The organism is Streptomyces sp. NPDC032472 (genome assembly GCF_040636955.1).
Classification (GTDB): Bacteria; Actinomycetota; Actinomycetes; order Streptomycetales; family Streptomycetaceae; genus Streptomyces.
The window spans coordinates 31,196-57,538 of record NZ_JBEZVK010000033.1; the positions used below are offsets into that span (position 1 = coordinate 31,196).

Below are 26,343 nucleotides of genomic sequence, written 5' to 3' on the forward strand. Positions count from 1 at the left end.
CCGATCGCCGGGTTCCGGATCGCTCCGGAACCCGGCGGTGGCCCTCCGGCCGGAAGGTCAGACCAGGCCGAGACGGACGGCCGCGGCCTCCGCGTCCACCGGAACGGTGACCGGCTGCGGAGCGCCGGCGACCGCCCAGTCGGGGTCCTTCAGGCCGTTGCCGGTGACGGTGCACACGATCTTCTGGCCGGGGTCGACCAGGCCCAGCTCGGCGGCCTTGAGCAGGCCGGCCACGGACGCGGCCGAGGCGGGCTCGACGAAGACGCCCTCCTGCGCGGCCAACAGGCGGTAGGCGGCGAGGATCTGGCGGTCCGTCACCTCGTCGATCAAACCGCCCGACTCGTCGCGCGCGGCGAGCGCGTACTCCCAGGAGGCCGGGTTGCCGATCCGGATCGCCGTGGCGATCGTCTGCGGCTCCTTGACGACCTCGCCGCGCACGATGGGCGCGGAACCCGCGGCCTGGAAACCCCACACGCGGGGCGTACGGGAGGCCAGGCCGTCGGCCTTGTACTCCTTGAACCCCCTCCAGTACGCGGTGATGTTGCCGGCGTTGCCGACGGGCAGCACGTGGATGTCGGGGGCGTCGCCGAGCGCGTCCACGATCTCGAACGCAGCCGTCTTCTGGCCCTCGATGCGCACCGGGTTGACGGAATTGACCAGCGCCACGGGGTAGTTGTCGGACAGCGCGCGGGCGAGGTCGAGGCAGTCGTCGAAGTTGCCGTCCACCTGGAGGATCTTCGCGCCGTGCACGAGGGCCTGGCCCATCTTGCCGAGCGCGATCTTGCCTCGGGGCACGAGGACGGCCGAGACCATCCCGGCGCGCACCGCGTACGCGGCCGCCGAGGCCGAGGTGTTGCCGGTGGAGGCGCAGATGACCGCCTTGGCGCCCTCCTCCTTGGCCCTGGTGATCGCCATGGTCATGCCGCGGTCCTTGAAGGACCCCGTGGGGTTCGCGCCCTCGACCTTGAGGTGCACCTCGCAGCCGGTGCGCTCGGAAAGCACCAGCGCGGGCACGAGGGGAGTGCCGCCCTCGCGGAGCGTGACCACCGGCGTCGAGTCCGTCACCGGCAGGCGGTCCCGGTACTCCTCGATGATGCCGCGCCACTGGTGGGTGCGATTGCTGCTCATGGGTCCTTACTCCCCTTCAACGCGCATGATGCTGGCGACACCGCGGACGGTGTCCAGCTTCCGCAGCGCCTCGACGGTCCCGGAGAGGGCGGCGTCGGGCGCGCGGTGAGTGACGACGACGAGGGAGGCCTCATTGCCGACCCCGTCAGGACGCCCTTGCTGTCGGACGGTGTCGATGCTGACCCCGTGCTCCGCGAAGCAGGTCGCCACCTGGGCGAGGACACCCGGCTTGTCGGCCACATCGAGGCTGATGTGGTACCGGGTGACGACGTCGCCCATGGGGCTGACCGGCAGCTGGGTGTAGGCCGACTCGCCGGGCCCCGTTGCCTCGGCGAGCTTGTTGCGGCAGACGGCGACGAGGTCGCCCAGGACCGCCGAGGCGGTCGGCGAACCGCCCGCGCCGGGCCCGTAGAACATGAGCCGCCCGGCGGCCTCCGCCTCGACGAAGACGGCGTTGTACGCCTCGCGGACGGAGGCGAGCGGGTGGCTGAGCGGGATCATCGCGGGGTGCACGCGCGCGGTGACGGACTCGCCGTCGGCGGCCCGCTCCAGGATCGCGAGGAGCTTGATGGTGCAGCCCATGCGCTTGGCGGAGGCGAAGTCGGCGGCGCTGACCTCGGTCATGCCCTCGCGGTAGACGTCGTCGAGGCGGACGCGGGTGTGGAAGGCGATGCCCGCGAGGATCGCGGCCTTGGCGGCCGCGTCGTAGCCCTCGACGTCGGCGGTCGGGTCGGCCTCGGCGTAGCCGAGGGCGGTCGCCTCGTCGAGCGCCTCCTGGTAGCCCGCGCCAGTGGCGTCCATCTTGTCGAGGATGAAGTTCGTCGTGCCGTTGACGATGCCCATCACCCGGTTGATCTTGTCGCCGGCCAGGGACTCGCGCAGCGGGCGGACCAGCGGGATGGCGCCGGCGACGGCGGCCTCGTAGTACAGGTCCAGCCCGGCCTGCTCGGCCGCCGCGTGCAGGGCGGCGCCGTCCTGGGCGAGGAGCGCCTTGTTCGCCGAGACGACGGAGATGCCGTGCTCGAACGCGGTGGTGATCAGGGTCCGGGCCGGCTCGATGCCGCCGATGACCTCGATGGCGACGTCGATGTCCCCGCGTTTGAGCAGCGCGGTCGCGTCGGTGGTGACGAGGGCGGGGTCGATGCCCTCGCGGACCTTGGAGGGGCGGCGCACGGCGACGCCGGCCAGTTCGACGGGCGCGCCGATCCTGGCCGCCAGATCGTCGGCGTGCGTCGTCATGATGCGCGCCACCTCTGAGCCGACCACGCCACAGCCCAGCAGCGCCACCTTCAGCGGACGCGTACGCATCATTCGACCTACGCCTTTCGATCTTCCTTCGGCACCCGGCGTACGGGGGTGTACGCCAGGTTTGAACCAGTCTCACTCAATGGACAGAAGTTTCCATCCTCGGTCCATTGAGTGAGACGCCTATTTCATCATCCGAGGTCGAGACGCAGGAGATCTTCCTCCGTCTCGCGCCGGACGATCACTCGGGCCGCCCCGTCGCGCACGGCGACGACGGGCGGGCGCAGCGCGTGGTTGTAGTTGCTGGCCATGGAGCGGCAGTACGCCCCGGTGGCCGGTACGGCGAGCAGGTCGCCGGGGGCCAGGTCGGCCGGGAGGTAGGCGTCCTTGACCACGATGTCGCCGCTCTCGCAGTGCTTGCCGACGACGCGGACGAGCATCGGCTCGGCGTCCGAGGTCCGCGAGACCAGGGTGACCGCGTACTCGGCGTCGTAGAGGGCGGTGCGGATGTTGTCGGACATGCCGCCGTCCACGGACACGTACGTCCGCAGCCCCTCCAGCGGCTTGATCGTCCCGACCTCGTAGAGGGTGAACGCGGTCGGCCCGACGATGGCCCGGCCGGGCTCCACGGAGATGCGCGGCGCGCGCAGGCCGGCGGCCTCGCACTCGCGGGCGACGATCTCCTTCAGGGCCTTGGCGATCTCGTGCGGCTCGCGCGGGTCGTCGGCGGAGGTGTAGGCGATGCCCAGGCCGCCGCCGAGGTCGATCTCGGGCAGCTCGACGCCGTGCTCGTCGCGTACGGCGGCCAGCAGCTGGACCACGCGCCGGGCGGACACCTCGAAGCCGGCCATGTCGAAGATCTGCGAGCCGATGTGGGAGTGGACGCCGAGGAGCTCCAGGCTGTCGTGCCCGAGTGCGCGGCGCACGGCCTCGGCGGCCGATCCGTCGGCGACGGCGATCCCGAACTTCTGGTCCTCGTGCGCGGTGGCGATGAACTCGTGGGTGTGCGCCTCGACGCCGACGGTCACCCGGATCTGCACGGGCTGCCGTACGCCCAGCTCACGGGCGATGTGGGCGACGCGGGCGATCTCCTGGAAGGAGTCGAGGACGATCCGGCCGACCCCGGCCTCGACGGCCCGGCGGATCTCGGCGGCGGACTTGTTGTTGCCGTGGAAGGCGATGCGCCCGGCGGGCATCCCGGCGGCCAGCGCCGTGGCCAGCTCGCCGCCGGAGCACACGTCGAGGTTGAGGCCCTCCTCCTTCAGCCAGCGCACGACGGCCTTGGAGAGGAAGGCCTTGCCCGCGTAGAACACGTCCGCGTCGGAGCCGAAGGCGTGCGCCCAGGCCCGGCAGCGGGCCCGGAAGTCGTCCTCGTCGAGGAAGTAGGCGGGGGTCCCGAACTCCTCGGCGAGCCTGGTGACCTCGATGCCCCCGACGGTGACGACCCCGTCCGCGTTCCGCTCGACGGTCCGCGCCCACACCTTCTCGTCGAGGGCGTTCAGGTCGGCGGGCGGCGGGCCGTAGTGGCCCTCGGGCAGGACGTCGGCGTGGCGGGGGCCGGCGGGGTGCGCGGAACGGCTCATCGGTATCTCTCTTCGCGGATCACAGGCAGTCGGTGGCATCTATGCCGAGCAGGGCCAGGCCGCCGGCCAACACCGTCCCGGCGGCTTCGGCAAGAGCGAGCCGGGCGCGGTGGGCGGCCGAGGGTTTCTCGTCCCCGTGCGGCAGCACGCCGTACTGGAAGTCGAGCAGCGCATCGGCCAGCTCGACGAGGTGCCGGACGAGCCGCTCGGGCGCCCGGTGGTGCGCGGCGGCCTCCAGGACGAGGGGGTGCTCGCCGAGCACCCGCAACAGCACCCGGCCGCCGGGGCCGACCAGCGGCCCGGCCTCGGGGCCGAAGCCCAGCAGTGCGGCGTTGCGCAGGAGCGCCCGGGCCCGGTCGTGGGCGTACCGCACCCGGAACAGCTCGCTGGACTCGTCCTGCACGAGCAGCCAGGCGCCGAAGGTGGGCGTCTCCTGCGCGGGCACCCGCAGGACGGCCCACAGCACGGCGCCGACCCCGTACGCGGCAAGGACATCCCCGTCACGCCGGGCGACGGGCGCCACGCCGAGCCCCTCACCCACATCCTCGCGCCCGTCGTGAACGCGGCCGATCCGCCGGACGGCGGCCCGCACGGCGAAGGCCCGCAGCGAGGTGTCGTCCGGCACGGCCTGCGGCTCGACGGCGGGGTAACGCCCAGCCCGGGCCCGCACCTCCCCGACCACGTCCTCAACGGACCGCTCGGCCAGCACGAAGTTGAGAAAGCCCGCACCGGTGACCTCGACCCGGGCGATCCCCGGTTCCCGCCCGAGGCGGGAGGCCAGCAGCCGGGCCACCTCGGCGGGCGGCGCACCGGCGGCCTTGCCGACCTGGAAGGCGACGGGGGTGGCGTACTCCCCCACCCCGCCGGGCCGGGTCCGCTCGACGACGACCCGCGCCGGCACCGCCGCCCCGGCGGGCAGCTCCCCGTCCTCCACGGCGCAGCGCACGGCGCGTACGACGGTACGGGTGAGGTCGGCGGGGGTCACATGCCCAGCCTAGGGGAGAAGCCCCGCTCCAACGCGAATGGTTTCGCCATGTGAACAGCCCCGCCGACAGGCCGGGCCACGCATCAGCGACCGCCGACAGGCAGGGGGATCAACCGCGCCCTCGACCGGCAGGCGCGCCCTTCCGCTCTTTCCGGTCCCGCCGCTCGATGAGCCGGCATACGACCCGCACCAGCTCGGCGGGCTCGAAGGGCTTGGCGACGAACGCGTCGACCCCGGCCTCGATCCCCGCCTCGACCTCGTGCTGCGTACAGGCGCTCACGATGGCGACGGGCAGGTGCCGGGTCCGCGGATCGGCCTTGAGCCGCGCCGCCGCCCCGAACCCGTCGAGCCGCGGCATGACCACGTCCAGCGTGATCACATCGGGCGCCACGTCGTGCACGACGTCCAGACACTCGGCACCATCGCTCGCGGTCACTACCTCGAAGCCCTCCAGCTCGAGATTGACCTTGATCAGCTGCCGGATGACCTTGTTGTCGTCGACAACAAGCACCCGGCCCGTGGCGCCTGGCACAACTCGAGAGTAGGTCCGCCTAAGCTCCCGCGTCCGGGTTTTCGCCACTTCCACCCCGTCCGAGCGACCCACTCCCCCGTCCCCCGGAAACGGTTTCTGATCACCCCGCAGGAGCTGGTAGTGTTCAACCCGTCGCCGCACAGCGAACGACACGCCCCCGTAGCTCAGGGGATAGAGCAACGGCCTCCGGAGCCGTGTGCGCAGGTTCGAATCCTGCCGGGGGCACTTCTGATGAAGTGCCTGTAGACCCCGCCACCAGCGAGAACGCTGATGCCGGGGTCTTCGCGTATGCGCAGCCAACTGCCGCCCTGCGCACCCGTATGTCAGACCCTGTGGACTATTCGCGGACAGGATCTTGGCCCATCACCCCAGGTCAGCCCTGGAAACGCCGAAGCCCCCCGGACAGGTCCAGGGGCCTCACAAGCTTTCGCCACTCACTCGCGATCACTCGTACTCGCGCAGCAGATCTTCGATCCGACGGTTGGCCACCTCCTGCCGCCCGTCGAGGCACTTCGCGTAGCGGCTCAGCAGGACCTGCACACTGTTGCCGGCGCGCTCGGCCACCTCGGTGGATCAACGCCTGCGTTGAGCCAGGTGGAGAGCGCCGAGTGCCTCAGGTCGTACGGCCGGTGGAGGAGGGAGGAGGCACCCCGTGGACGCGAAGCGAACGGCCCGCATAGCCGAGCTGGCTGCGACGGCAGGCCACGTATGGGCGGAGAACCACGACGGCTCGGCTCTGCAGGAGTTCTTGAAGGAGATCGGGTGGTCGGGGTCGACGCGGTCATGGTGACCCGGCAGCTGGTCGGATGCAGCCTCGGCGAGGCTCAGGAGATGTTCCTCACCGCGCACTGCCGAGCTGCGGAGCTTGCCTTCCACAATGCGTTCACAGCAGGTCTTGAGCGGTCTCAGGGCGACGTCTGACCCACCGAGCACACTGGGGTGGGTGCCGCTCGGGCCGCCGTCCACCGATGCAGGCCACCAGTTCGCTGCCGTCCTTCCGAGAGGAAGAGTTGGAAGATCCACGAGCTGTCGACGGCTGTGATCTTGCCCGTGCGGACCGGCTGGGCGTGCTCGCGCAGCAGTTGCACCCCTTGTTCCAGGCCCAGAGTCTCTATGCCCCTTCGCTGGTACGACCTACGCCGACTCTCGTAGCCCCGGGCATAGGTCTCGGAGGACAACCCCATCTCCTCCCGCCACCGCTCCCCAGGGGCTCAGCGGGCCCGGACCTGCCCTACGCGTGCCCGAACGGGAGGGCTTCTGTGGGGGGCCTCGTGGAATACCGGGGAGGTGGGCGAGAACGTGCAGGTCAGAATTATGTCCGGTCAGGGGTGGCGTGTACGCGATCTCCCTAACTACTCCCCGGACAGTCGCGGCTGGTTCTCGCTCTATCTGCGTGCGGTCATCAGCCCCACCCTGGGCGTGGCATCGTAGGGGGTCGGGAATGGCCAAGCGACGACGGCCGCAGCCTAGGGACAACCGGGGGCGGTTCACGACGACCGGCGTCCCGCTCTGGCTGGGTGTCCTAGTGGCGGTCGTGCTGGTGTACTCGTTCCTCCGCTAGCGGATGTGTTCCGAGGCAGCGCGTGAACAGTGCCCCTGCTAGCTGCGGCCTATTCGTGGACGTACGGGGTGGCGGACGCTGCTCCTAGCTCCCTGACCTGGTAAAACGCGTGAGACGCACGAGGCCTCCGAGTCGTGTGCGCGGGTTCGAATCCTGGTTGGGGCACTTCGCATGGAGTGGCCCCGGTCCGCGCCAGCGCATGCGTGGAATACCAGGTCTCGGGCATGCGCAGCCTGTGCCGCCGCCCCGAGCAGCAGGCCGCGGTCGACCGCCCGTTCACGCCCCCGGCTTTGGGATGCCCGCCTGGTTGCCCGCCCAGAGGTAGATGCGGGTGGTGCCGGGCTGGAATTCGTGTGCATAAATGTCCGTGCAGAACTGGACCGCCTTGCCTTCGGGCGTTTTGGCGTCACCGCGGCAGATGCCCCCGATGCGCATACCGTCGACAAAGGTCTCCGGCTCCGGCAGGCCGAGGTGGCTGAAGCCGTCGCTGCGCGTGTAGCCCGGCTCCTTGGGGTGGGTGTTCCGGACCAGTTGCGTGCCCTCCGGCTGCAGCGGTCCGAGGAAGCGGTCCGCCTCCGGCGTGGGCACGGTGAAGGCGAGCAGCGCGACGTCGTACTGCGCGTTGGTACGGAGGCCGGCCCGTCGATCGGTGGCCGTCTCCGGTATCCGGAAGCCCATCGTCTTCGCCATCCACTCGGGCGTGACGTTCTCCTCCCAGCAACAGGTCCTGTCGTGTTCGGCCGGCCCCCGCAAGGCGAGCATGGCCCAGAGCACTGTGAGCAGGACGCCGGCGATGGACAGGCACGCGAACACCCCTGCGCCGATGGCGAGGCGCCGCTGCCACGGACTCCTTCGTTCCCCGGCCCCGGCCGGAGCCGCAGGACGGTTCATCGGTCGATCTCCCCTTCGCCGTCCCGAGCATGGCGGCCGGGATCACTGCGCTCCCCGGCCCGGCCGGGGTCGTCCGGTGCGGGCGCTGGCCCGCCACTACCCAATTCGTAGTGCTTCACCGAACTGCTTCCGGCCATGTCGAATTCCTGGGCCAGACCGACCTTGTGCTGCCGACCCATCTCGCCATCGGGTATCTGGAACTTCCCGATGTGCACGCCCTTGCCCTCGTCCCAGTTGTAGCGGTCCCAGACGTTGACCTGGTAGTCGAGCCCGACCACCGGTTTGCCGTCGGCATCCGGTACGACGGTCACCACGCCCGTCACGTTCGAGCGGGCGGAGCCCACCGCGTAGTACCAGTTCGGATCTGCCTCGCTGAAGGAGTAGTCCGCATTCGCCGTTTCGACCGGCATGGCGACGGGGCGGCCACCGTTCCGCTCGAACTCCGCCAGCGCCTCCTCACGCCACGCCGCCTCACTGTTCTGGAGATGACGACGGTCCACGTGCCCCTGAAAACCGGCATTGTCGGTGAGCATCTTGTCGACCGGCAGCTTCATGGGGGTGCCGGTGTCGTCGAGATAGTGCTTCATGTGACGCGAGGCGTCGTTCAGATCACCCCCGTCGGCGCCGAAGACGAGGAGTTGCATCTTGGTCCTGGTGCTCCAGTCGCGCCAGCCCGGATCCTCCGCTCCGTGCCTACCGGAACCCCGGTCGGCTGCCACCTGCTTCACCGACGGATTGAAGAGTCCGGCGGCGAGCAGGTCGTCCTTGTGAGCGGTCCACAATCGCGCGCGGGCGTCAGGGCTGAGTGACTGCCAGAGCCTTCTCAGCTCGGCCTGCTGGGCCGGCTTCGCTTCCTTGCCCAGGGCAGCCAGTTTCATGGCCCGCGGCAACTGATCCTGGTCGAGCGAGGTGTATTCGGCGTGCCCGGCGTTGTACGGATCCGCGCCGTGAGAGGCGCGCAGCGCCCTGGTGGCCGCCGCGTCGACCTCGGCGGCGTGGCTGACCAGGGCGGTCAGCGTTTCGGCGTACCAACGCACCATGTCCTGGGTGCGCCGAGAAGGTCCCTTCACGTCGCACATGGAAGGTTCCACCCGCACCTTGCCGCCACCGGCATCCGAGACCAGCAGCCCCATATCAGGATCGGGCAGGTGCGAGGGATCGCCCTGCCTCGCCTCCTCGGCCAGGGCCTTCGCCTGTTTCTGGATCTGTGTCAGCTCGGCATGTGTGTCGGCCAGCACCAGGTGGATGCTTGCGGCCTCGCGCTGGAGGTCCGCCACTTCCTTGGCGGCACTGCGTACGAAGTCACGGGTGACGGTGGCGTTGACCCCCTCCCACCGCGCTGCCTCCGACTTCTTCACCAAGCCGTCGCGCACCACACCGTGCAGCTTCGCGAGTTCCTCCGCGGCCGTCTTCCACTCCGTCACTGCCTCGTTCAGCTTGCCCAGGTCGAGTGTGATGAGGTCGGTCCAGGTGAAGGTCACTTCACGTACCTCTGTATCTCGGACACGGACATGGCCGAACCATCGCGGTGGCGCAGGCTCGCGGCGATGGCCTCGTCGTTGTCCGCTTGGGCCTTCTTGGAGAAGTCGAGGTGGTTGGAGATGTGCGCGTACATCTGCAGCACCGTCTTCACCTGCGATTCCCAGGTGGAGAGGGTCACCGACAGCTCCGACCCCACGCCCAGGTTCCGGGTTGAGCATTCCGCCGCGGCTCGGGCGGTCGCACCGCCGCCGGCGATGTCAGCCTTGCCACACAGCTGGCCGTGGACGAGGAACGCCTCGTGTCCGACGGCGCCCAGGTCGTCTTGCGTGACGACCAGATCGGGTAACGAGCCGCTCCCTGGCGCAGCAGCCCGCTTGGCCTCAGCCCATTCCTCGTCGAACGTCACGAGGCCCCCCTCGTCGATGCACGGCACAGTGCGGCCACCCTAACAACCAGGGCAGACAAGGGTGTTCGGCGAGAGCGGTCCCGTGGGAGGCGGTGGGTGGGTCAGGGGAGGTGGGTGGTGAGCCAGGTTGTGGCGTGGGTGGAGACTTCCTGCAGGGCGCCCGGTTCTTCGAAGAGGTGGGTGGCGCCTTCGATGATCTCCAGGGTGTTCTCGCAGCGGAGTTGGGCTTGGGCCTCGCGGTTGAGCGTGAGGACGAGGGTGTCGTCGCCGCCGACGATCAGGAGGGTCGGGGCCCGGACCGCGGGCAGGTTCGACGCCAGGTCGGGGCGGCCGCCGCGGGAGACCACCGCGTAGACCGGGGAGGTCGGGTCGGCCGCTGCCGTCAGGGCCGCTGCCGCGCCCGTGCTCGCGCCGAAGTACGCCAGGGGCAGCTGTGTGCGGCCGCGGAGCCAGGTGGTGGCGCGGGCCAGGCGGTCGGCCAGGGTCGCGATGTCGAAGACGTGCGCCCGGTTGCCCTCCTCGGCCGGGGTGAGCAGGTCGAAGAGCAGCGTGCCCAGGCCGGCCCGCTGCAGGGCGCCGGCCACCTCGCGGTTGCGCGGGCTGTGGCGGCTGCTGCCCGAGCCGTGGGCGAAGAGCACCACCGCGCGGGCGTTCGGCGGGAGGGTGAGCTCGCCCGGGAGCGGCAGGCCCCCGGCGTCCACCGTGACCTCCTCCGACACCGGCTGTGCGGGGTGGGCGGATGCCGCGAGGAGCGCCAGGACCTCCTCGTCCGGGGTCTGGGAGAAGTCGCGGTACCACTGGCCGACGGAGGAGAACGCGGGGGGCGCGGACAGGCAGACCACCTCGTCGGCCACCTCCGCCATCCGGGCCAGCGCATCCGGCGGGGCCACCGGGGCCGCCATCACCACCCGTCTCGCGCCCTGCGCCCGTACGACCCGGCAGGCCGCAGCCGCCGTGGCGCCGGTGGCGATGCCGTCGTCGACCACGATGGCGGTACGGCCGTCCAGCGGGACCCGCGGCCGGCCGGCGCGGAAGCGGTGGGCCTGGCGCTCCAGCTCCCCCGTCTCGGCCTCCTCGACCCGGGCGATGTCCTGCGGGCTGATCCGGCCGCGCCGGACGATGTCGTCGCTGATCACCCGCACCCCGCCCTCGCCGATGGCGCCGAAGGCCAGCTCCCGCTGGTACGGGACGCCCAGCTTGCGGACGACGATCACGTCGAGGGGAGCTCCGAGCGCCCGGGCGACGTGCGAGGCGACCGGCACCCCGCCGCGGGGAAGGCCCAGGACCACGGGGTGCTCGGGGGCGTACGGCCGGAGTGCCTCGGCCAGTCGTCGTCCTGCGTCGTCGCGGTCGGTGAAGAGCACGTCGGTTCTCGGTTCTCGGGTCTCGGTTCCCCGTCGTCGGTTTTCTCGGCCTCGTACCGCCCCCTCTTCGAAAGAACCTCATCCGGGGGCCGCGCGCAACTGCGCCCCGCGCCCCCGTGGTCTCGTCGTACGAGGGCGGTGGTCCGGGTCTGTGCGTTTTGGGGGATGGGTAGGGGTGGGAAGCGTGCATAGGTTGGCGGTGAGGCCACATCGTGCCGCTGACCAGGTGCTTTGTGGCGGGCTCTGACGACGAGGATGGGGCAGCGCGATGCGTGGACTGGTGGAGACGGCGCGGCAGTGGGCGGCCGAGGGGCGGGCGGGCTTCCTGGCGCGGCCGGTGGCCGAGCAGGGCTTCGGGCCGCGGGACCCCGCCGGGGCCCTGCTCCTGGACGCGCGGGGGCACTGCGTCGGCTCCCTCTACCGGGGCGTCTTCGACGCCGAGCTGGTCGCCGAGGCCGGGGCGTGGACGCCCGGGGCCACCGCCCGCGTGTGCGAGGTGTCGGTCGGTGCGGACGAGGCCGTCGGCGCGAAGCTGACCTGCGGCGGCCGGGCCGAGATCCTGCTCCAGCCGCTGGCGGCGGTGCCGGCCGAGTGGTGGCAGCTGCTGGACGAGGGGGTGGGCGTGGCCCTGGTGACCCGGCTCAACGAGGGGGCCGACCACGGGGTGAGCGAGGTCGTACGGGCCGTGGACGAGCCCACGAACGACGCCGAGCGCCGCGCGGGCGAGCTGCTGGCCACCCGGCGGCCGGGCCGGGACGCGCTGTACGGGCAGTCCGGGCTGGTGTTCGTGGAGGCGTACCCGTCGGCGCCCCACCTCGTCATCGGCGGCAGCGGCGAGCTCGCGGAGATCATCGCCCGGCAGGCGCAGCTGCTGGAGTGGGGCGCCGACTTCGTCGCGGGCGCCGCGGAGGCCGAGAAGCTGCTGGCGGCGCGGCGGGACGCGGCCTGCCTGGTGATGCTCAGCCACGATCCGGAGTTCGACGTCCCGACGCTGCGGGCCGCGCTCGCGCTCGGCATCCCGTACGTCGGCGCCCTCGGCTCCCGCAAGACCACGGCCCGGCGGCGCGAGGAGCTGGAGGCGGCCGGGGTCACCGAGGCCGAGCTGGCGCGCGTGCACGGGCCGATCGGGCTGGACCTGGGCGCCCGTACGCCGGCCGAGACGGCCCTCGCGATCTGCGCGGAGATCCTGGCGGTGCTGGGAGGGTACGAAGTGCGGGCTCTGCGGGATTCGGACGGGCCGCTGCGGTAAGGAGGAGGGGTAGGCGTGGGCGGTCGTTCTGCATATCGGCTGATTCTGCTCTTATAGCGCGATGGGGCCGAAAAGCGGGTACACAGTCTGTATGGACACGACCCTGAGCTACATCGCGGTCGACGCGACCCTGAGTGACATCGCCTGGTTCTTCGTCGTGGGGATCCTCATCGCCGGGTTCCTGCTCGCCGGCTTCAAGCTGGGCCAGCGGGTCCGGGCCAAGGAGCCGCCGCCGCCCGACGCCGAGAGCCAGCCGCACCTGCCCAACGGCGGAGCGGTGCACGAGGTGCGCGAGGAGCGCGACCCGGTGGAGATCCCCGAGGGCGGCCTGCGCCCGCACGAGATGCAGGGCTACGGGAACTTCGGCTCCACCACCTCCAGCCACCCCGACGAGGTACGGGACCAGCGGGAGGCCGGATTCAAGCGCCCCGAGGGCCCGGGCCCGCACCCGCAGCCCGGCGCGCCGCCCGACGCGGGACGCGGAGCGCACGCCTGACGGCCAAAAGGGCCGCCTGAGCACGCACCGCTGCCGAACATGCTTCTGACCTGCGCCTTCCGCGGCGCGGGTCAGAGGCGTGTTCGGCAGGGGTGTGCTCAGAGTTCCGTGCGGAGCCGGAGCACCTCCGGTGGCGGGTGCCGGGTCGAGGTGTGCCGTACCTCCGCGGTGAGGGGCGGGTCCAGCGGGCAGTACGGGGTCTCCCCGAGCCCGATCGCGTTCACGGTGGGCCGGGGGCCGGCCCCGCGCACCCCGGACCCCGCGCCCGAACCCGCCCCCGGCTCCGCCCCCGCTTCCGCCCGCACCGCCAGCTCCGCGACGAGTTCCGCCCGCAGCGCAGCCGTCAGGGGGCTCGACAGCAGCGGCGTCTCGTCCCCGACGGGCAGGACGAGCACCAGCGCCTGGGGGCGGCGCGGAGTCCCGGTGTAGCCGACGACCGCCGCGTCCCGGACCTCGGTGTGCCGCAGCTTCTGCCAGCCGCGCCGGCCCGCCGGGTACGTCTGGTCCAGCCGTTTGACGACCAGCCCCTCGATGCCGCTGGCGGGCAGCGTCTCGTACCAGGTGGCGGCCAGCTCCGGATCGGTGGTCATCGGGACCGGCTGCAGCGGCGGCCCGAGGGGGAGCAGCAGGTCCACGAGGAGGGCCCGGCGGCGCTCGTACGGGCGCCCGCGCACGTCCAGCCCGGCCAGCTCCAGCACGTCGAAGGCCGCGTACGAGGCCGGCAGGCTCTGGGCGAGCACGGCGGCCCGCGCGGCGGTCGCGGCGGCGCGGCGCTGGACGAGGGCGAAGTCGGTGCGGCCCGCGTTCCAGACGACCACCTCGCCGTCGAGGACGGTGTCGGCGGGCAGCTGCCGGGCCGCCGCGGCCAGATCGGGGAACGCGCTGGTCACGATGCGGCCGGAGCGCGCCTGGAGCACCACGTCGACGGCGGTGCGGACGACGACGAGCCGGTGGCCGTCGAACTTCGGCTCGTACGCCAGGCCCGCCGCGCGCGGCAGGGTCCGTACGGGGGCGGCGAGGGCGACGCGGATCATGGCCGGGCCTTGGGGTGGGCGGGGAGCCGGTGGGCCCGGTCGGGGTCGGTCAGCGGGGCGAAGAGGTCGCCGTGCCGCTCCAGCCGGGGCGGGATGTCATCGGCCAGGAAGACCAGGTCGGCAGGGGTGCGGCAGGCCTCGACCTCGTCCCAGGCGACGGGCGCGGAGACGGCCTGCCGGGCCCGCGCACGCAGCGTGTAGGGCGCGGCGGTGGTCTTGGCGGCGGCGTTCTGGCTGTGGTCGACGAAGACCTTGCCGGGGCGCAGCGCCTTGGCCATGCGGTGCACGACGAGGTCGGGGAGGGCGCGCTCGGCCTCCTGGGCGAGGGCCTTGGCGTACGCGGACACGCGCGCGGACGGGGTCGGCTCCAGGGGAACGGACAGGTGCAGGCCCTTGGCTCCGGAGGTCTTGGGGTACGCGTCGAGGCCGTCGGCGGCGAGGCGTTCGCGCAGCCAGAGCGCGGCGGCGCAGCATTCGACGACGGTGGCGGGCGGGCCGGGGTCGAGGTCGAGGATCATGCGGTCGGCGACGGCCGGGCTGCCGGCGGGCCACTGGTGGACGTGGAACTCGACGACCAGATTGGCGGCCCACATCAGGGAGGGCAGGTCGGCGACGACCACCTGTTCGGCCGACGGGTCGTCGGAGCGCGGCACCGGGGCGGTTTTCACCCAGGCGGGTGTACCGGGCGGCGGATTCTTCGTGAAGAAGAGCTGGCCGTCCGGGCCGTCGGGATAGCGCAGGAACGACACCGGCCGGTTGTGGATGTGGGCCAGCAGCGGACCAGCGACGGTGGCGTAGTAGTGCAGCACCTCGCCCTTGGTGAACCCGGTCTCGGGGTAGAGGACCTTGTCCAGATTGCTGAGCGAGATGCGACGCCCCTCCACCATGGTGATCGGCGTCATACGATGAGACTGCCACGAAACGGGAGGAACCGTGCGATCCATCTGGAACGGGGCCATCTCCTTCGGCCTGGTCAGCATTCCCATCAAGCTGGTGAACGCCACGGAGAGCCACTCGATCTCCTTCCGGCAGATCCACCTCGAGGACGGCGGACGGATCCGCTACCGCAAGGTGTGCGAGCTGGACGGCGAGGAGGTGCCGGGCGCCGAGATCGGCAAGGGGTACGAGGAGCCGGACGGTTCGATCATCCCGATCACGGACGAGGACCTGGCGCAGCTGCCGATCGCGACGGCGAAGACGATCGAGATCGTGTCGTTCGTCCCGGCCGACGAGATCGACCCGCTGCAGATGGACGCGGCGTACTACCTCGCCGCGAACGGGGCGACGGCCGCCAAGCCGTACACGCTGCTGCGGGAGGCGCTCAAGCGGAGCCGCCGGGTGGCGATCGCCAAGTACGCACTGCGGGGGCGCGAACGGCTCGGCATGCTGCGGGTCGTCGACGACGTGATCGCCATGCACGGCCTGCTCTGGCCGGACGAGATCCGGGTGCCGGAGGGGGTGGCCCCGGAGGCGACGGTGCAGGTACGGGACGCGGAGCTGGACCTGGCGGACGCGCTGATGGCGACGCTGGGCGAGGTGGAGATGTCGTCGCTGCGGGACGAGTACCGCGAGGCGGTCGAGGCGATGATCGAGGCCAAGGCGGGCGGCGCGTTCGAGCCGCCGTCGGAGGCGGCGGTGGAGCCGGCCGGGGGCAAGGTCATCGACCTGATGGCGGCCCTGGAGAAGAGCGTCCGGGCCGCGAAGGCGTCGCGGGGGGCGGCGGTGGAAGCGGACGAGGCGGATACGGGTGAGGCGGAGGTGAGGCCGATCCGCCGCAAGAGCGCGGCGGCGGCCCCGAAGGCGGTGGGGGGCAAGAAGTCGACGGCGTCGACGGCAAAGAAGAAGACGGCGGCGGCCGGGGGCGGCGGTACGACGAGGAAGTCGACGTCGGCCGCAACGAAGACGGCGGCATCCACGCCCCGGAAGGCCGCCACGAAGTCCACGGCGAAGACGGCGAAGACGGCGAAGGCAGCGAAGACAGCACAGTCAACGAAGACGGCAAAGACGGCCGCGGCCACGACGAAGAAGGCAGCACCACGCAAGCGGACATCGGCGTGAGGGGCGGGGCGGGGCGACGGGGGCGGGGCGACGGCCGATCGGCGTCGGGAGTGTCCGGGGGGAGAGACGGCGGGAACCGTTCCCCGGGACCGGGCCGGACGGTCGGACGGGGGCGGAGGGGCGGGATCACGGTCGACCGGGGTCGGTGGGTGTCCGGGGGCTTCCCGGCCGCCCATTGTCCTTTCGGTTCGCGCCGGCTCGTCAAGGGCGCTCCTGCGTCGCGTCGCTACGCGATGGCCTTCGGCCACCCTTGACAAGCCGACACGAACCGAAATGCCAAAGAGCTGCCGGGAAGCCCCCGAAGGATGGCCAGGGGGAACAATCCACACACGGCCCTCGCCAGAGAGGACAGGTCCGGGTCGGGAGGTGCAGAATCCTTCCTCCCAGGACCACCGCCCCACCCAGCACCGGGCATACGGGAAGCCGAGCCCCAGCCCCGAACCCGGCCGCTCTCTGAGGCCAAGGGGCTCCAACCTGCACGCGACATCGATGAGATGGCCGTCAGAAGCGGGGAGACGCCCCAGATCGCTACGCGCTCCTCTTTTCGCGGCGGCTGACGGCCGTCCGTGGCTGGTACACGCCCCAGACCACTACGCGCTTCTCTTTTCGCGGCGACTGACGACCGTCGGGGGCTCATGCACGCGACAGGCTGCTGCCGCCAGCGCGCAGAGTGGCGTCAGACTCCAGTACCCGCCCACTCCCAGCGCCTACGCGCCGTCGACGGGTGGATCAGCCGATGCCAGGACGGCGGCCAGTCGCCAAACCGGGCGTCGCATGCCGCAATCTGCCGCGCTACCAGCCACAGACGGTCGTCTGCCGCCGAGACGTGCGGGACCACGTAGCGATCTGGTGCGCTACCGGCCCAAGACGGCCGCCGGACGCCAAAAAGAGAGGAGCGCGTAGCGATCTGGGGCGCCTCCCCGCTTCTGACGGTCATCTCATCGATGTCGCGTGCAGGTTGGAGCCCCTTGGGGTCGGAGAGGGCCCTCTTTTCGGCCTTGGGGGCTCGGCTACCCGTATGCCCGGGGCCGGGGAGGGGTCATGGTCCTGAGAGGAAAGGATTCTGCACCTCCCGACCCGGACCTGCCCTCTCTGACGAGGGCCGTCCCCTGTCTTGACCCCCTGGCCATCCTTCGGGGGCTTCCCGGCAGCTCTTTGGCATTTCGGTTCGTGCCGGCTTGTCAAGGGTCGCCGAAGGCGATCGCGAAGCGACGCGACGCAGGAGCGCCCTTGACGAGCCGGCGCGAACCGAAAGGACAATGGGCGGCCGGGAAGCCCCCGAGCCCCCGCCGACCCCGCCCCACCGTGACCCCGCTCCTCCGCCCTTCCGCCCCACAGGCCGGACCCGTCCCGGGAATCACCCCCGCCCCAGCCGCCGCCCCGGGTCCCCGGCGCCCCCGCCAAAGGCTCCCCCTACCGCCCCCGCCACGTTCGGATGTCGCGGGCCTGGGCGTGGAGGGCTTCCACGTCCGGGGGTTTGAGGGTGGTCGGGGTTGCGGCCAGGGCTGTGGCGGCCGTCTCCGGGTCCAGGATGCGGATGTCGCGTACCGTCGGGGCGACGTCGATGCGGGACGCGTCGACCAGGGCCAGGGCCGGGCTGACCGGGGCGGTCAGGGCGCGGCTCGCCGCGGCCGACGCGCGGCGGATCCAGCGCGGGTCGGGGCGGGGTTCGGTCCGGCCCACCGTGAGCAGGAGGTCGCCGACGGCGGCCCGCTGCCGGCGGCCAGGGATGCTGCGGATGCACAGGATCCCGCCCGGGCCGATCAGCAGGTGGTCGATGCGGCCGAGATCGCGGAGCGGCACGCAGTGGACGACGCGCCAGCCGTCGGGTTCGAGGGCGTCGAGGAGGTCGCCCATCCGCTGCTGGGCGGTGAGTTCCTGGCGCAGCCGGTGCCGGGCTCTGGTGCCCGCCTGGCCGTGGGCCAGTTCGCCGAGGAGGGTTTCGCCCGGCCGGTTCGGGGCCAGGTCCTCGTCGGGCGGGAGCATCAGGCGGCGCAGGTCGGCGGCGGTGGGAACGGGCGGCGGGCCGACCGTCCAGGTGCCGCTCAGGTACGGGCGCAGCGCCGTCAGTACCGCTTCGCGGTGCTGGTCGGCGAGCACGCTGATCCGGTTGGTCTGCCGGTCGTACCAGGCCACGGCCTGGCCGTCGGGCAGGTTCACGTAGAGCCGGCCGCGGCCGGGGCGGCCGCTCGGCGTCACTGTGAGTCCACGCATGGACCTCACCCCCCGCCGTACATGGGAGCAGCCCGGGCGGCTCGCGGCAATCCCCCAGTGGGGTTCTCGGCCGTGCAACGGCCTTGGCGTAACGGCTTCTACGGAACTCTGCAGGGTTTCTGTTACACGCTCATCGCGGTACCGCAACGGCCGCCTCCTACGTTGGTCCCTCCTGATACGTCGGACAGCCGAAGGACCTTCCGTGAGCACCCTCAGCCGTCGCACTCTCGTTCGCGCCGCCGCCGTGACCGCCTGTGCCGGTGGTCTGCTCGCGCTGCCCGCGGCCGCGGCCCTCGCGGACGGGGTGCCGGCCGCGTCGGCCGCGCACTCCGTGCCGCGGACGCTGGTCAAGACGCTCGCCCTCGCGGACGGGGTCTCCCGGGCGAACGTCTACCGCGCGGGGAGCGGCTTCCAGGCCGACATCCTGGGTGCGGACGGATCTCGGGCCGCGACGCTGACCAGCCGGGACGGCGTCGCGGGCGTCGGCGGCAGCGGTGAGCTGCACGCAGCGCTCCAGCCCGACGGGCGGCTGTCGTCCTGGGTCGGCGACGCGGCCGTCCACAGCGGTACGCCCGGGGGCGACGGCTACAAGACGGGGACGCGGGACGGGAAGGCGGACTCGGCCGCTGGCGCTGCCGCGGCGGTGTCGCGGACGCAGGTGCGGGCGGCTGCCGCCGGGACCGCCGGGGCGCTGCACCTGGAGGCTCTGGCCGACGGGCCGGGTGAGGGCGTGCTGCTGCTCGCCGCCGGCGGGGGCATGGCGGCGGTGGGGGCGGCGGGGCTGAGCTTCGCGATGCTGCGGCGCGGGCGCACCGAGGGCTGACGCTCCCGGGCCCCGGTGAGCCCCGCTCCCGGCTCCCCTGGCCCGCGGGACCGGGCCGGGGCGCCGGGCGGCGGCACCCCGAACCGCGACGGGCGCGAGGCACGCCAGACCCCCGTGCCCAGCCGGGCGGCGTCTCCTGGGGCTCCGCCCCAGACCCCGCGCCTCAAGCGCCGGCGAGGCTGAAATAGCCGGCCCCCGCTCCGGACGACGGCGGGGGCGGGGTGGTCGGCGAGGCTGAAACGGCCCACCCCCCGCTGGGAAAGCGGCGGGGGCGGGGTGGCGGGCGAGGCTGAAATGCCCCCGCCCGAACAGGGACGGGGTGGGATGGCGTGGCCGGCGCCGGCCCAGTCCGAGCGGCTACGGCTGCGGGGTCGGTTTCGTCCAGGGCCAGCGGGGTTTCGGTTTCCGGCCGCCGGGGATGTGGGTGTACTTCCAGCCCTTCTGGAGGTGGAGCCGCTTGGAGTAGCCCGACGGGACCCGTTCGTACAGCAGGATCGTCGGCGGGCCGCCGTCCGGGTCCGGGACGGGGATCTCGTACCACTTCGGCGGGTGGCCGGTCGGGCCGACGAGGATCGGGAGGACGCGGCCGTCCATGGGGCCGCCCTCGAAGGGGGTGGGTTCGCTTCTCACCCCGCCAGTGTCACAGCAGGTGGGCGGCCTCGGAGACCACCGGGATCACGCGTCGGGCCAGCACCCCGGCCGGCCCGTCGGGCGATTCCAGGGCGAGGGCGGCGCGGGCGTGGGCCGCGGTCTCCGCGTCGGTGGCGGCCGTGGCGGTCAGCAGGGCTATGAACTGGTCCACCAGCCAGTCCCGCAGGGTGCCCGCGTCGGGCTGTTTGCCCTCGTCGATCCACATCAGGGAGGCGGCCTCGACGGCCGTGATCCAGGTGCGGACCATCATCCGCAGCCGCGGGCCGGGGGAGGCCGCCGACAGGTGGAGCAGGATCTGGCCGGCGGCGGCGCGCCGGATGCCGTCGACCGTGGCGGTCGTACGGGAGGTCTCCACGACGCTGCCGCCCTGCAGGAGCGCGGCGAAGCCGGTGTCGTGCTCGTCGACGAAGGCCAGGTAGTGGTCCAGGGCCCGGGCCAGCCGCTGGGTCAGCGGGCCCGTCTGGGGCACGGCGAAGCACTGGTCCAGCAGATCCGCCGCCGAGCGCAGAGCGGCCTCGTAGAGCTGCTGTTTGCCGCCGGGGAAGTAGCGGTACACCAGCGGCCGGGAGACGCCGGCCGCCTCGGCGACGTCGTCGAGCGAGACCTCCTCCGGCGCGCGGTGCGCGAACAGCGACAGGGCCGCGTCGAGGAGTTGGGCCCGCCGCTCCTCGACGCTCAGCCTGCGGTACGCGGGTGCGGTCATGTCCGCAGGGTAGCCCCACCGGCCGGGCTTCAGGCCAGGAGTCCTGAGCTCCGCCACAGCCGGCGGCCCACTCCGCGCAGGACGCCGATGTCGTCGAGGAAGTCGGTGAGCCGCTTGGCGCCGGTCTGCATGACCTCGCGGCGGTGGCCGCTGGCCTTGACCTGTGCGACGGCCTCGCGCCGGTCGAGGCCGACGTTGTCGTAGACCTGGGGGTTGACGAAGGCCAGGGAGAAGACGCGGGCGGCCTCGCCGCAGCTGATGCGGGTGAGCTCCTGCTCCCAGCGCGGGGCGGTCACCATCTGGCGGCGCAGTTCCTCGCGGGCGTAGCGGACGTGCCGGGCCTCCTCGATGACGTGGATGCGGGTGACGCCGCGGACCAGCGGCTGGATGCGCTCGTCGGGGAAGGTCAGGCGCTGCATCCAGTCGAGGATCTCCTCGCCGAGGAGGGTGCAGGCGAAGGAGCCGGGGGTGGTGGAGACGGTCTTGAGGATGCGGGCGAGGTTGTGGTTGAGGCGGGAGACCGGGTAGGCGGGGGCTCCGGCCTTCTGGATCATGCGGGCGAACATCATCGAGTGACGGCACTCGTCGGCGATCTCGGTGAGTGCGTAGCGGACGTGGTTGCTGGTCAGGGGCTTGTCGTAGATGTGCCGGACCAGCAGCTGCATGAGGATGATCTCGAACCAGATGCCGAGGGAGGCGAGCGAGGCGGCCTCGTGGCGGGAGAGGTCGATGCGCTGCTCCTCGCCCATCCGCTTCCACAGCGGGGTGTCGTAGAGGGAGAGCAGCTCGGGGGGCCAGTAGTACGCGCCGTCGACCGGCGGGGCGTCCCAGTCGAGCTCCTTGTCGGGGTCGAAGGAGTGCTTGGCCGAGGATTCGAGCAGGCGTGCGGCGATCTGCTCGCGGTCCTTGAGGAGGCCGAGGGCGTCCTGGAGGACCCGGTGGTCCGGATCCGTGCGGTCGGTCGTGGTGGTCATGACGGGGCACCTCGCCCTGGTTCCGGGGTACGGGTGGGGATCGCCGGGGCGTGGTCCCGGGCAGCCCCCTCCTGCGGTCACCAGTTATGAGACTGCTTGTCAGCAAGACCGTCAATCCCCTGCGCGCCACTTGTTGACCCCGCGTCTACCAAGTGGCACGGTGCCAACCATCCAGTCCTGTACGGAAGTAACGGAAGTACACGAGGCGAGGGGGCGTCAGTGTCGACGCACGATCTCTACACCGCGGCCCCGGGCGAGGACGTCTGGCAGATCCCTGCCACCGGCGCCGCCCGGTTCAGCTGGGAGTACGCCGACGGCCGCGAACGGCTCCTCGCCCTGTACCAGAAGGGCAAGGACAAGCAGTGGGACGGCACCAAGCGCATCGACTGGGAGCTCGAGGTGGACCCGCACGATCCGCTCGGCACCCCGGACGAGGCCCTGACCCTCCACGGCACCACGTACTGGTCCGCGCTCACCGAGAAGGACAAGGGCGACCTGCGCCGGCACTACGCCTCCTGGAACTTCAGCCAGTTCCTGCACGGCGAGCAGGGCGCGATGGTGTGCGCCGCCCGCATCGTGGAGTCCGTACCCGACCTCGACGCCAAGTTCTACTCCGCCACGCAGACCATGGACGAGGCCCGGCACGCCGAGGTGTTCGGGCGGTTCCTGCACGAGAAGGTCGGGATGCTCTACCCGATCAACGACAGCCTGCAGGGGCTGCTCGGGGACACCCTGCGCGACTCCCGCTGGGACATGCCGTACCTCGGCATGCAGGTGCTCATCGAAGGGCTGGCGCTGGCCGCCTTCGGGATGATCCGCGACACGACCGACAAGCCGCTGCCGAAGCAGATCCTGGCGTACGTGATGCAGGACGAGGCACGGCACGTGGCGTTCGGGCGGATGGCGCTGCGCGACTACTACCGGCAGCTCACCGACGCCGAGCTGCGCGAGCGCGAGGAGTTCGTGATCGAGGGCTGTCACCTGATGCGGGACCGGCTGCGCGGGGTGGAGGTGCTGGAGAACTTCGGGATCCCGCGGCGGGAGGCGGAGGAGTTCAGCGAGCAGTCCGAGTTCCTGCACCTGTTCCGCAGGCTGCTGTTCAGCCGGATCGTGCCGTGCGTCAAGGACATCGGGCTGTGGGGGCCGCGGCTGCAGCAGGCCTACCTGGACATGGGGGTCTTCGAGATGGGTGACGCCAACCTCGACCAGCTGATGAGCCAGGACGAGGAGATCGCCGAGACCCTCGACCGCGAGCGGTTCGCGGCCGAGGAGGCGGCGCGGGTGGCGGAGGTGGCGTCCGTGATCGCCGAGGGCCGGGAGTAGCCGGCTACTCCCCCGGCCGGGGGAAGGGCGTGCGCAGGGTGAAGGCGTACGGGGTGGGGCCGTGCGCCCGCAGGTGGGCCAGGCGCTCCCCCGCCTCCGCCACGGTGGGCCGGACCCCCGCCTCGACCCACCACAGGGCCGTGGCCGCCTCGGTGAGCGGCTCGAACCACTCGCGGCGGCGGGACATCAGCGTGCGGTGCAGCCCCTCGTACATGAAGGCGGTCAGGGCCTCGACGTCCCGCCAGACGGAGAGGTTGACCATCAGCGAGTCGTCGCCGTCCAGGCGCAGGGCGGTGGCGTTGCCGGAGTCGTCCTGGAGCCGCCAGACGAACCCGTCGGCGGCGTCGGCAACGGCGTTGACGGGGTCGAGCCCGTCCATGAAGTCCTTGAATTCCAGGGCGTCGGCGGCGTACTTGGGGCGGGCTGTGTTCAACTGCGCGAGTTCGTAGGTCATGGCGCTAGCGCTACCAGGCGGACGAGGGCGGGCGCAGGGAATTTCGCGGTGCGGACGGCGGGTGCGGCGGCGCTGAGCGCCCTGGCCGACCGGCCGCCCGAGCAAAGCGGCCCCCCGGCGGCCGACAGCCGTCCAGGCCCGGGCCGCGGAAGGCCGCTGCCCAGGGCAGTTGACGGTCGACCCAGACTCCGGCGTGCGGCCGCCAGACTCCGGCGTGCGGCCGACACATCGCGGCGGGCGAACGGGCCAGGCCGGGCGGGCCGCAGGCCCCGCCGCCGGGCTAGGGGGAGCCGTACAAGGCGGACTGCATCACCGCGCGGGCGATCGGGGCTGCGGCGCTGTTGCCCGTGATGTCCCCGCGGTCGCCTCCCCCGTCCTCGACCACCACCGCGACCGCCACCCCCGGCAGCGGCGCGTCCGCGGCCCTGGCCCAGCCGATGAACCAGGCGTACGGGGTGCCCGCGTTGCCGACGCCGTGCTGGGCGGTGCCGGTCTTGCCCCCGACCACGGTGTGCGGGATGGCCGCGTTGCGCCCTGTCCCGTCCTCCACCACCTTCACCATCAGCCCCTGCAGCCGCAGCGCCGTCGCCGGGGTCATGGCCCGGCCCAGGGTGCGCCGGACGCCGCGCCGGACCTGGGTGCCGTCGTCCTGGGTGGTGCGCTCCACCAGGTACGGGGCCTGCAGCTCGCCGCCGGCCGCGACGGCCGCGGCCACCATCGCCATCTGCAGCGGCGTGGCCGTGGTGTTGAACTGCCCGATCGCGGACAGGGCGAGCTGGTCCCGGCTCATGTCGGTGTCGAAGTTCGACCGCGACACCCACGCCGGGACGCGCAGGCCGTCGTCGTTGAACCCGAACCGGCGGGCCGCCTCCGTCATGCCGCGCAGCCCCACCTGGACGCCGATCTTGGCCATCACCGTGTTGCAGGACCACCGGACGGCCTCCGCCATCGAGGCGTCCCGGCAGCCTGTGCCCGCGTTCGGCAGCAGGGTGCGGGTGCCGGGCAGCGGGTAGGGGTCGGGGGTCTGCGTGGGCGCGTCCACGTCCGTGACCACGCCCGCGTCCAGGGCCGCGGCCGCCGTCACGATCTTGAACGTGGATCCCGGCGGGTAGGTCTCGCGCAGCGCCCGGTTCAGCATCGGCCGCGCCGGGTCCGCGTTCAGCCGGGCCCAGGCAGCGGCGACGGCCGGGCCGGTGCCGGAGAGTTCCGCGGGGTCGTACGAGGGGCTGCTGACCAGCGCGAGGATTCTGCCGGTGGCCGGCTCCAGGGCCGCCACCGCACCGCGCTTGCCGGCCAGCGCGGCGTAACCGGTCCGCTGGACGGCCGCCTTGACGGTGGTGTCCGCGTTCCCGCCGGGCGGGTGGCCGCGGGCGAGGTCGTACCAGAGCGGGAAGGCGGAGAGCGCGGGGTCGGTGCCCGAGAGGATCCCGTCCTCGGCGCGCTCCAGGAGGCTGGTCCCGTACGTCTGCGAGGAGAACCCGGTGACGGGCGCGTACAGCGGGCCGTTGGTGTACGTCCGCTCCCAGCGCAGCAGTTGTCCGCTGTCCCGGGATCCGGTCACCGGCCGCCCGTCGACCAGGATGTCGCCGCGCGGGCGGGCGTAGCGCTCGATGGCGGTGCGCTTGTTGGCCGGGTTCGCCCCGTACCCGGCGGCCTCCCAGACCTGCACCCGGGCCACGTTGACCAACAGGACGGCGAGCAGCAGGGCGCAGAACCACGTGCACCAGCGGATGTAGCGGATCACCTGGCGGCCCCCGCACCGCGGGGACCGGTCCCGGCTCCGGCGGCGGCCGGGCGCGGCCTGCGCGCGCTGTCGCTGAGCCGGACCAGCAGCGCGACGATGATCCAGTTGGTGACGACGGAGGAGCCGCCCTGGGCGAGGAAGGGCATGGCCATGCCGGTCAGCGGGATCAGGCCGGTGACGCCGCCGGCGATGCCGAAGACCTGCAGGGCGACGATCGAGGCGAGCCCGGTGGCCAGCAGCCGCCCGAAGGGGTCGCGCAGCGCGAGGCCGGCGCGGAAGCCGCGGTGGACGAGGACCCCGTAGAGCAACAGGATCGCCGTGAGGCCGACGAGGCCGAGCTCCTCGCCGGCGGTGGCGAGGATGAAGTCCGACTTGGCGGCGAAGCCGATGAGGAAGGACTGGCCTCGGCCGAGCCCGGCGCCGAGGATCCCGCCGGCGCCGAAGGCGAACAGGGACTGGGCGAGCTGGCCGGGGCCCTCGCCGCGCTCGATGGAGGCGAAAGGATTCAGCCAGTCCTGCACCCGGCCGTGCACGTGGGGCTCCAGCGTGCCGACGGCGTAGGCGCCGAGGGCGGCGAGGGCCAGCCCGACGGCGATCCAGCCGATCCGCCCGGTGGCGGTGAACAGCATGACCACGAACAGGCCGAAGAAGAGCAGGGAGGTGCCGAGGTCCCGCTCCAGCACCAGCACCCCCACGCTGAGCAGCCAGATCGTCAGGATCGGGCCGAGGACCCGGCCGGGCAGGAGCCGCAGCGGCACCCGCATCGGCAGCCAGGGGAAGAGGCGGCGGCCGGTGAGGGCGAGGGCGGTGCGGTTCGCGGCGAGGTAGGCGGCGAAGAACACGGCGAGCAGGATCTTGGCGAACTCCCCCGGCTGGAAGGAGAGCCCGGCGAACCGGATCCAGATGTGGGCGCCGTTGACGGCCGGGAAGAACACCGGGGCCAGCATCAGGAGCAGGGCCACCGCCACCGACAGGTAGGCGTAGCGCTGGAGCGCGCGGTGGTCGCGCAGCACGGCGACGGCAAGGACGAACAGGGCCAGCCCGAGGGCCGACCAGCGCAGCTGCTCCCCGGCGGCGGGATGGGCGGGGGTGGTCGCGTCGAGGCGCTGGATGAGGACGAGGCCGAGGCCGTTGAGCAGGAACGCGATCGGCAGCAGGACCGGGTCGGCGTACGGGGCCCGGAAGCGGACGGCGAGGTGGGCGAGGAGCGCGGCGGTGGCGAGGCCGGCGGCGTGGCGCCCGGCGGACGGCGGCACATGGCCGGTGGTGGCGAGGCCGACGTGGAGGCGGCCGAGGAGGCAGAGGAGGACGGCCCCGGCGAGGAGCGTCAGCTCGGCCCCCCTGCGCCGGGGCGGGCAGGGGCCGGGCGGGGGCTGCGGGGAGGGGTCGCCCCCCGCCACCTCTGCCGTCAGAGCGGTCATACGGGAAACGTAGCAAGCGGGC

At 72.3% G+C, this 26,343-nt stretch carries 24 protein-coding genes, 1 tRNA gene and 1 pseudogene; 7 read left to right on the forward strand and 19 right to left on the reverse strand.

Going from position 1 to position 26,343, the window contains the following annotated elements:
* Nucleotides 1-57 precede the first annotated feature (57 nt).
* The 5 genes from thrC to AB0F11_RS22635 form a co-directional block, all read right to left on the reverse strand.
* Nucleotides 58-1,128 carry a threonine synthase gene (thrC, locus tag AB0F11_RS22615; RefSeq protein ID WP_362176564.1) on the reverse strand — a complete coding sequence of 357 codons (1,071 nt, stop codon included), beginning with the start codon at nt 1,126-1,128 and terminating at the stop codon, nt 58-60.
* A gap of 6 nt (nt 1,129-1,134) precedes the next feature.
* Nucleotides 1,135-2,439 carry a homoserine dehydrogenase gene (locus tag AB0F11_RS22620; protein WP_362176567.1) on the reverse strand — a complete coding sequence of 435 codons (1,305 nt, stop codon included), beginning with the start codon at nt 2,437-2,439 and terminating at the stop codon, nt 1,135-1,137.
* Between the two features lie 125 nt (nt 2,440-2,564).
* Nucleotides 2,565-3,956: a diaminopimelate decarboxylase gene (lysA, locus tag AB0F11_RS22625; RefSeq protein ID WP_362176571.1), complete on the reverse strand. Its 1,392-nt coding sequence runs from the start codon at nt 3,954-3,956 to the stop codon at nt 2,565-2,567.
* Between the two features lie 19 nt (nt 3,957-3,975).
* Entirely contained in the window at nt 3,976-4,941 is a 966-nt protein-coding gene (gene nrtL / locus AB0F11_RS22630) for an ArgS-related anticodon-binding protein NrtL (RefSeq protein WP_362176574.1), read from the reverse strand.
* A 109-nt stretch (nt 4,942-5,050) separates the two neighbouring features.
* Complete coding sequence (locus AB0F11_RS22635; protein WP_362176680.1) at nt 5,051-5,545, reverse strand: response regulator; 495 nt, start codon at nt 5,543-5,545, stop codon at nt 5,051-5,053.
* Nucleotides 5,546-5,626: 81 nt separating this feature from the next.
* Here AB0F11_RS22635 and AB0F11_RS22640 point away from each other — a divergent pair.
* Nucleotides 5,627-5,698: transfer RNA gene (locus AB0F11_RS22640), tRNA-Arg, on the forward strand.
* 219 nt (nt 5,699-5,917) lie between these two features.
* Here the strand turns inward: AB0F11_RS22640 and AB0F11_RS22645 are convergent.
* Nucleotides 5,918-6,102, reverse strand: a pseudogene (locus AB0F11_RS22645) (site-specific integrase); the annotation flags it as partial.
* A 23-nt stretch (nt 6,103-6,125) separates the two neighbouring features.
* On the opposite strand from AB0F11_RS22645, the gene AB0F11_RS22650 reads away from it, so the two are divergent.
* A complete protein-coding gene (locus tag AB0F11_RS22650) occupies nt 6,126-6,263 on the forward strand; it encodes a hypothetical protein (protein WP_362176689.1) in 138 nt (45 codons plus the stop codon).
* 1,047 nt (nt 6,264-7,310) lie between these two features.
* Here AB0F11_RS22650 and AB0F11_RS22655 read toward each other — a convergent pair.
* The 4 genes from AB0F11_RS22655 to AB0F11_RS22670 all read right to left on the reverse strand — a co-directional run bounded on the left by AB0F11_RS22655 (nt 7,311) and on the right by AB0F11_RS22670 (nt 11,177).
* Complete coding sequence (locus AB0F11_RS22655; protein ID WP_362176577.1) at nt 7,311-7,925, reverse strand: hypothetical protein; 615 nt, start codon at nt 7,923-7,925, stop codon at nt 7,311-7,313.
* Entirely contained in the window at nt 7,922-9,406 is a 1,485-nt protein-coding gene (locus tag AB0F11_RS22660) for a hypothetical protein (RefSeq protein WP_362176580.1), read from the reverse strand. Before AB0F11_RS22660 ends, AB0F11_RS22655 begins: the two co-directional genes overlap by 4 nt.
* Entirely contained in the window at nt 9,403-9,813 is a 411-nt protein-coding gene (locus AB0F11_RS22665; protein ID WP_362176583.1) for a hypothetical protein, read from the reverse strand. Before AB0F11_RS22665 ends, AB0F11_RS22660 begins: the two co-directional genes overlap by 4 nt.
* A gap of 101 nt (nt 9,814-9,914) precedes the next feature.
* Nucleotides 9,915-11,177: an alpha/beta family hydrolase gene (locus AB0F11_RS22670; protein WP_362176586.1), complete on the reverse strand. Its 1,263-nt coding sequence runs from the start codon at nt 11,175-11,177 to the stop codon at nt 9,915-9,917.
* Nucleotides 11,178-11,445: 268 nt separating this feature from the next.
* On the opposite strand from AB0F11_RS22670, the gene AB0F11_RS22675 reads away from it, so the two are divergent.
* The gene (locus tag AB0F11_RS22675; protein WP_362176589.1) at nt 11,446-12,426 is read left to right on the forward strand and encodes an XdhC family protein; all 981 of its coding nucleotides are present in this window, start codon (nt 11,446-11,448) and stop codon (nt 12,424-12,426) included.
* 91 nt (nt 12,427-12,517) lie between these two features.
* A complete protein-coding gene (locus tag AB0F11_RS22680; protein WP_362176592.1) occupies nt 12,518-12,922 on the forward strand; it encodes a DUF6479 family protein in 405 nt (134 codons plus the stop codon).
* A gap of 98 nt (nt 12,923-13,020) precedes the next feature.
* On the opposite strand, the gene AB0F11_RS22685 is transcribed toward AB0F11_RS22680, so the two are convergent.
* Both AB0F11_RS22685 and ligD read right to left on the reverse strand, forming a co-directional pair.
* Nucleotides 13,021-13,956 (reverse strand): ATP-dependent DNA ligase, encoded by a 936-nt coding sequence (locus AB0F11_RS22685; RefSeq protein ID WP_362176595.1) that lies wholly within the window; start codon nt 13,954-13,956, stop codon nt 13,021-13,023.
* Entirely contained in the window at nt 13,953-14,858 is a 906-nt protein-coding gene (ligD, locus tag AB0F11_RS22690) for a non-homologous end-joining DNA ligase (protein WP_362176598.1), read from the reverse strand. The genes AB0F11_RS22685 and ligD overlap by 4 nt, the downstream gene beginning before the upstream one ends.
* A gap of 31 nt (nt 14,859-14,889) precedes the next feature.
* On the opposite strand from ligD, the gene AB0F11_RS22695 reads away from it, so the two are divergent.
* A complete protein-coding gene (locus AB0F11_RS22695; protein WP_362176601.1) occupies nt 14,890-16,014 on the forward strand; it encodes a Ku protein in 1,125 nt (374 codons plus the stop codon).
* A 1,413-nt stretch (nt 16,015-17,427) separates the two neighbouring features.
* Here AB0F11_RS22695 and AB0F11_RS22700 read toward each other — a convergent pair.
* Nucleotides 17,428-18,228, reverse strand: coding sequence for a nuclease-related domain-containing protein (locus tag AB0F11_RS22700; RefSeq protein ID WP_362176604.1), 801 nt, complete (start codon nt 18,226-18,228; stop codon nt 17,428-17,430).
* A gap of 202 nt (nt 18,229-18,430) precedes the next feature.
* Here AB0F11_RS22700 and AB0F11_RS22705 point away from each other — a divergent pair, with 202 nt between their 5' ends.
* Nucleotides 18,431-19,051 (forward strand): hypothetical protein, encoded by a 621-nt coding sequence (locus tag AB0F11_RS22705; RefSeq protein ID WP_362176607.1) that lies wholly within the window; start codon nt 18,431-18,433, stop codon nt 19,049-19,051.
* 357 nt (nt 19,052-19,408) lie between these two features.
* Here the strand turns inward: AB0F11_RS22705 and AB0F11_RS22710 are convergent, their stop codons facing one another.
* From AB0F11_RS22710 to AB0F11_RS22720, 3 genes are read right to left on the reverse strand one after another with little or no spacing between them, the layout of a single operon-like run.
* Nucleotides 19,409-19,681 (reverse strand): hypothetical protein, encoded by a 273-nt coding sequence (locus AB0F11_RS22710; RefSeq protein ID WP_362176610.1) that lies wholly within the window; start codon nt 19,679-19,681, stop codon nt 19,409-19,411.
* 10 nt (nt 19,682-19,691) lie between these two features.
* Nucleotides 19,692-20,405 carry a helix-turn-helix domain-containing protein gene (locus AB0F11_RS22715; protein ID WP_362176613.1) on the reverse strand — a complete coding sequence of 238 codons (714 nt, stop codon included), beginning with the start codon at nt 20,403-20,405 and terminating at the stop codon, nt 19,692-19,694.
* A 29-nt stretch (nt 20,406-20,434) separates the two neighbouring features.
* Complete coding sequence (locus AB0F11_RS22720; RefSeq protein WP_362176616.1) at nt 20,435-21,379, reverse strand: diiron oxygenase; 945 nt, start codon at nt 21,377-21,379, stop codon at nt 20,435-20,437.
* A 219-nt stretch (nt 21,380-21,598) separates the two neighbouring features.
* On the opposite strand from AB0F11_RS22720, the gene AB0F11_RS22725 reads away from it, so the two are divergent.
* Nucleotides 21,599-22,702, forward strand: coding sequence for a ferritin-like domain-containing protein (locus tag AB0F11_RS22725; RefSeq protein WP_362176619.1), 1,104 nt, complete (start codon nt 21,599-21,601; stop codon nt 22,700-22,702).
* Nucleotides 22,703-22,706: 4 nt separating this feature from the next.
* Here the strand turns inward: AB0F11_RS22725 and AB0F11_RS22730 are convergent, their stop codons facing one another.
* From AB0F11_RS22730 to AB0F11_RS22740, 3 genes are all read right to left on the reverse strand, one after another.
* The gene (locus AB0F11_RS22730; protein ID WP_362176621.1) at nt 22,707-23,156 is read right to left on the reverse strand and encodes a DUF3291 domain-containing protein; all 450 of its coding nucleotides are present in this window, start codon (nt 23,154-23,156) and stop codon (nt 22,707-22,709) included.
* Between the two features lie 280 nt (nt 23,157-23,436).
* The gene (locus AB0F11_RS22735; protein ID WP_362176623.1) at nt 23,437-24,900 is read right to left on the reverse strand and encodes a penicillin-binding transpeptidase domain-containing protein; all 1,464 of its coding nucleotides are present in this window, start codon (nt 24,898-24,900) and stop codon (nt 23,437-23,439) included.
* Nucleotides 24,897-26,321 (reverse strand): FtsW/RodA/SpoVE family cell cycle protein, encoded by a 1,425-nt coding sequence (locus tag AB0F11_RS22740; protein ID WP_362176625.1) that lies wholly within the window; start codon nt 26,319-26,321, stop codon nt 24,897-24,899. The genes AB0F11_RS22735 and AB0F11_RS22740 overlap by 4 nt, the downstream gene beginning before the upstream one ends.
* Nucleotides 26,322-26,343: the final 22 nt, after the last annotated feature.

Excerpts from the sequence above, each read along its gene's own strand:
- lysA (WP_362176571.1), bottom strand. The coding sequence starts at position 3,956 with ATGAGCCGTTCCGCGCACCCCGCCGGCCCCCGCCACGCCGACGTCCTG.
- AB0F11_RS22675 (WP_362176589.1), top strand. The coding sequence starts at position 11,446 with ATGCGTGGACTGGTGGAGACGGCGCGGCAGTGGGCGGCCGAGGGGCGG.
- ligD (WP_362176598.1), bottom strand. The coding sequence starts at position 14,858 with ATGACGCCGATCACCATGGTGGAGGGGCGTCGCATCTCGCTCAGCAAT.
- AB0F11_RS22740 (WP_362176625.1), bottom strand. The coding sequence starts at position 26,321 with ATGACCGCTCTGACGGCAGAGGTGGCGGGGGGCGACCCCTCCCCGCAG.
- AB0F11_RS22700 (WP_362176604.1), bottom strand. The coding sequence starts at position 18,228 with ATGCGTGGACTCACAGTGACGCCGAGCGGCCGCCCCGGCCGCGGCCGG.
- thrC (WP_362176564.1), bottom strand. The coding sequence starts at position 1,128 with ATGAGCAGCAATCGCACCCACCAGTGGCGCGGCATCATCGAGGAGTAC.
- AB0F11_RS22655 (WP_362176577.1), bottom strand. The coding sequence starts at position 7,925 with ATGAACCGTCCTGCGGCTCCGGCCGGGGCCGGGGAACGAAGGAGTCCG.
- AB0F11_RS22620 (WP_362176567.1), bottom strand. The coding sequence starts at position 2,439 with ATGATGCGTACGCGTCCGCTGAAGGTGGCGCTGCTGGGCTGTGGCGTG.
- AB0F11_RS22720 (WP_362176616.1), bottom strand. The coding sequence starts at position 21,379 with ATGACCACCACGACCGACCGCACGGATCCGGACCACCGGGTCCTCCAG.
- AB0F11_RS22730 (WP_362176621.1), bottom strand. The coding sequence starts at position 23,156 with ATGACCTACGAACTCGCGCAGTTGAACACAGCCCGCCCCAAGTACGCC.
- AB0F11_RS22680 (WP_362176592.1), top strand. The coding sequence starts at position 12,518 with ATGGACACGACCCTGAGCTACATCGCGGTCGACGCGACCCTGAGTGAC.
- AB0F11_RS22715 (WP_362176613.1), bottom strand. The coding sequence starts at position 20,405 with ATGACCGCACCCGCGTACCGCAGGCTGAGCGTCGAGGAGCGGCGGGCC.
- AB0F11_RS22685 (WP_362176595.1), bottom strand. The coding sequence starts at position 13,956 with ATGATCCGCGTCGCCCTCGCCGCCCCCGTACGGACCCTGCCGCGCGCG.